5 protein-coding genes are annotated in these 4,122 nt (G+C 62.5%); 4 read left to right on the top strand and 1 reads right to left on the bottom strand.

The annotated features are described in order from the left end of the window. The coding region (locus GY769_04250) for a nucleotidyltransferase family protein (protein ID MCP4201126.1) at positions 1 to 891 on the bottom strand (891 nt) is incomplete at its 3' end. Between the two features lie 125 nt (positions 892 to 1,016). Here GY769_04250 and GY769_04245 point away from each other — a divergent pair. From GY769_04245 to GY769_04230, 4 genes are all read left to right on the top strand, one after another. Next, on the top strand, positions 1,017 to 1,337 hold the full coding sequence (locus tag GY769_04245; GenBank protein ID MCP4201125.1) for a PqqD family protein: 321 nt from the start codon (positions 1,017 to 1,019) through the stop codon (positions 1,335 to 1,337). Positions 1,338 to 1,387: 50 nt separating this feature from the next. After that, positions 1,388 to 2,248 (top strand): hypothetical protein, encoded by an 861-nt coding sequence (locus tag GY769_04240; GenBank protein ID MCP4201124.1) that lies wholly within the window; start codon positions 1,388 to 1,390, stop codon positions 2,246 to 2,248. Positions 2,249 to 2,253: 5 nt separating this feature from the next. Beyond that, on the top strand, positions 2,254 to 3,441 hold the full coding sequence (gene argE / locus GY769_04235) for an acetylornithine deacetylase (GenBank protein MCP4201123.1): 1,188 nt from the start codon (positions 2,254 to 2,256) through the stop codon (positions 3,439 to 3,441). 315 nt (positions 3,442 to 3,756) lie between these two features. Continuing rightward, positions 3,757 to 4,122, top strand: a 366-nt coding sequence (locus GY769_04230; GenBank protein MCP4201122.1) for a radical SAM protein, incomplete at its 3' end; no start/stop codon positions are given.

Genomic DNA, 4,122 nt, shown 5'->3' with positions numbered 1-4,122 from the left:
GAGCGGAAGGTCCAGCAGCAGTTCTTCGGTGAAGATCCAGAGCCGCGCTGTCGCGAACGATGTCACGGCCAACCTCTCTAGCACTTCGCGCGGTACCGAAGCTCGCAGGAGCTCGCTTGACGACCAAAGGGCGCACAGTAGGGGTCCCTCGTGGTTGTTCGTCTTGGCGCGGGCGGCTACCTCGTCGAAGGACAGGATCCCGCGATGGTGGTCTATGAGAGCCGCTATGTCGAGCAGCTGCCCCAACGCGCAGGAGCTCTGGTAGAAGAGCGCGCGGTCGCCAAAAAAAGAGAGGCTCAGATGGACCAGTTGGTCTTCGGGAGAGAGAATAAGGGCGCTCAGGTCGGCGATCTGTGTCTCTTGGGCCCGCGCCCAGAGTTCTGAGACCGGGAAGTGAAAACCGCTGTCCGCACGGACGATATGTCGATGTAGCTCGAGTTCGCAGACCCCATCCTCGCTCTTCAACCGCGGATAGTGTCGATGGTGCCTGTGCGTACCCTCTTGCTCTTCCCGGCTCGAGCGTGAGCTGTACCCCAGGCCGCGCAGAAGACGGTCGGCTTGGTCCAAACGATCCTCGGGCACCATCAGGTCAAGATCCCCCATCGGCCGGAGACCCGGATCTCGGTAAACCGTTTCCACCAGGGCAGAGCCCTTAAGCAGAACTGTCGGGATACGGGCGGCTCCCATGACGTCTGTCACCCTGACGAGCTCGGCCCTTTGACGCCGGTACCGCTGGTGGGCTCGGTCATAGGAGTCGGCAAGCTCGTCCAGGATCTCGCGCGGGATCTGGTCGCTGGATTCTGCCGAACGCAGGGCCCTGTAAAGGGCACCGGAAAGCCGATGCCAAGAAGCCAGCCACAGCACACGCCGCCAGTCGAGGGGGGCGGGCACCGTGGCTATGGTTCCTGGCCGTTCCCACGGCATGGTGGCGATGCAACGGAGAAGGAACGTGTACTCCGGCCGGAGCTTTCTCACAGCCGGCAAGCGTACCAGTCGAGTCGCCGTTGATCCGGCCGATGGTAGCCTTTGGTCACGAGCTCGGTGCATCGAGGGACATGGCGATCAGCGTGAACTTGAGATTGGTACTTCGCAAGAGATCGGACCTTACCGAGCGTCACGTGGACGACGAGGCCGTGGTTCTCGATACTGGCTCGGGGAGGGTTCACCAGCTCAACCCGACGGCTTGGTTCATTTGGGATCGATGCGACGGTCTCTCGTCGGTCGAAGAGATCATCCTGGCGATCGCCAAGGCCTATGGCATGGAAGTGTCGGAGGTCGAGTCCGACGTGATCGCAGCCCTGGATCACTTTCGGGAGGAAGGCCTCTTGGAGCCCTGATCGGTGATGAGTCGCTTGCCGCTCGGCGTGGTGCCGGCAGGAGTGCGCGCGTGTTGACACTCGAGATCCTCGGAATCGGCATCTGTATCGAAACGGAGGACGCCGAGGTCGAGAGCCTCTTCGAGGCAACCTACGGCGCGATGCGCAGGCAGGCTCCGGGGCAAGACCTGCGTTATCGAATCGGTCGCTCGGACGGAGCGGAGGAGCTCACCTTGACGCGCAACGGAGGGGCGGTACAGACGGCAGAGGATGAAGGAGAGCTCCTTTGGCTCTTCGACGGTGACCTGGCGGTTGAGCTGCAGAAACTTCGCAGCGACCTTTTTTTCTTGCACTCAGCCGTTCTGAACGTGCGCGGCAGAGGCTGCCTCCTGGTAGGCGGTATCGGGGCCGGCAAGTCGACTACCGCCTGGGCACTTTCCCACTTCGGTGGCCGGTACTCGAGCGACGAGTTGGCTCCGGTCGATCTCGGTGCTCTGGAGGTTCATGCCTACCCGCGGGCTCTCTGCCTGAAGGATGAGCCGCCGGTCCCTTACCAGCTCCCGGAGACGACGGTTCGCACGACTCGAGCGATGTATGTGCCGGCCGGGTCCATGCCGGGTGGCATGAATGGGCGGGGAGCTCTGTCGGTTTCGTCGGTCATCGTGATCAACCACGAAGCCGAAGCCTCGCAGCCGCGTTTGCGCCGCCTCGGGAAGGCAGAGGCGGCCGTGCGGATCTATCCGCACGCGCTCAACGCGCTTGCCCATTCAGGCCAGGGACTCGACGCTGTCATCCGGATTGCCTCCGGATGCGCCTGCTTCGAGCTGACTCGCGGAGAGCTCTCGGCGACTTGCAAGCAGATCGAGTCACTTCTGGCCGAGTCCGCGGATCCGGGTTTCGGCGCAACGACCGAGCCTCCAGGCGGAGGTTGAGTTCTATGGAGAGTGCCGGGAGCTACCTCTACGACACCCTTCGGCGGCTCGTTGCCGTGGATACGGTCAGCGCCAAGGGCAACTTACCCTTACTGCAGGCCCTGGCCGATGAGTTCCAGGATCACGGTTTTCGCTCGCGGCTGCAGCGATGGGGCGAAGGCGACTCGATCAAGGCCAATCTGGTGGCGGTCGCGGGTCCCGAGGAACCCGGAGGCCTCATTCTCAGCGGCCACATCGACGTGGTGCCTTTTGCCGATCAGCCGGGCTGGACAGGTAATCCTCTCGAGCTGCGGGTGGAAGGGGATCGGCTCTACGGCCGCGGTACCGCCGACATGAAGGGCTTCGTTGCACAGTGCCTGGACGCGGCTCGGAGTCTCCGCTGCGACCGGCTTCGCCGGCCTCTGGTGATCGCCTTGACCAGTGATGAAGAGGTCGGCTGTACGGGCGCCGGGCGCCTCATCGTCGAACTCCCGAAGCTTCTTCAGGGATGCCCGGTTCCGGAGCACGCCTGGATTGGCGAGCCGACTTCTTACCGGGTCTTCAGCGCTCACAAGGGTTTGGTGGAGTTCGAGGTTGTCGTGACCGGCAAAGGGGGGCACAGTAGCTTGCCGGAAGATGGAGTCAACGCCATCGCGGTCGCTAGCCAGGTGGTGGAAGCGATTGGAGCCGTTCAGACCGAGCGCCGTTGCCGACGCACTCCATCGGCAGAGCTTTTTCCGCAGTGCCCCTACACATCCCTCAATTTCGCCTCCATCCAAGGCGGCGTGGCCCCTAACATGATCGCCGAAAGCTGCTCCTTGGTAGTCACCTACCGGCCGCTTCCGGATGAAGAGCCCCTGGCTCTCTATGAGGAGATCCGTGCTTTGCTCGAGGGTCTAGAGATCCGGGACTGGGGCTCACCGGACAGACCGCCTCAGATCTCGGTCGGTCCGGTGACCGCGGCCCCCGGCTTGGTCTCGCAACCGGGCAGTCCGCTGGAGAGGGTTCTCTTCGAGCGCCTCGAGGTGACCGGGAGCCTTGGAGCTCCGTACTGCACCGACGGGGGCCATCTGGCGGCTCTGGGGACTACCCCTCTGATCTGCGGGCCCGGGGAGCTCGGCCAGGCGCACCAGCCCGATGAGAGCCTCGGTCGCCATGCCTTTGAGGCCGGCACGGAGCACATTCTCTTCGCTGTCGATCGCCTTTGTTGTTGAGTTATTCAGATCCGTAAATGTCTTAGAGCGGTTTTATGGCCTTTTTCTGCAGCCGGCCCACCCGGATTCGTCCAGTTAGCTACTGACTCAAAAGGGCCCGGCCACCCTTTCGGGTGGGGCTGCCTGCCCGAAAGGGTGTTTGCCAAAGGGGCGACTGCGGCTCTTATTAAGGTTCACGACTTCGGCAAAAGGGGCCTAGAGCACGGCTTAGAGACAGCGAACGGGTACCTCGCCGGTGTCTTGCGTCTTACGGCGCAGAAAAGTAGTCCAGGTTCCAGATGGCCTGAGGCGCAACAGCAAGGGGAGCATTCAGCCATGAGAGATCCAAAGCTCAAGAAGATCGAGAGAACGCTTCATCAGCTGAGCTTTCCAAAGAAGTTCGCGGTCGAGCTGTGTGCCGAATGCAACCTGGCCTGCTCCATGTGCCATCACCCGAGCATGAAGCGTCCCAAGGGAGTCATGCCGTTCGAGCTCTGGAAGAGATGCGCGGACCAGATCGTAGCCATCGAGCCCAAGACGGAGGTGTGGTTCTCTTTCTGCGGCGAGCCGCTTCTCGAGCCCGAGCTCCTGCTGCGGATGTTCGCCTACGGCAAGAGTGCCGGCCTGGAATCGATCAATCTCAACACCAACGGCATGCTGTTGACCGCGGATCTGGTCGAACCGATCCTCGATAGCGGGGTG

The sequence above is a fragment of the bacterium genome, from assembly GCA_024224155.1.
In the GTDB taxonomy this organism is placed as follows: domain Bacteria; phylum Acidobacteriota; class Thermoanaerobaculia; order Multivoradales; family JAHEKO01; genus CALZIK01.
Note: the sequence above shows the minus strand (reverse complement) of the source record. Positions and strands in the feature narration are given on the sequence as shown.

Coding starts and splice junctions, on each gene's coding strand:
- argE (MCP4201123.1), top strand. CDS start 2,254: ATGGAGAGTGCCGGGAGCTACCTCTACGACACCCTTCGGCGGCTCGTT.
- GY769_04245 (MCP4201125.1), top strand. CDS start 1,017: ATGGTAGCCTTTGGTCACGAGCTCGGTGCATCGAGGGACATGGCGATC.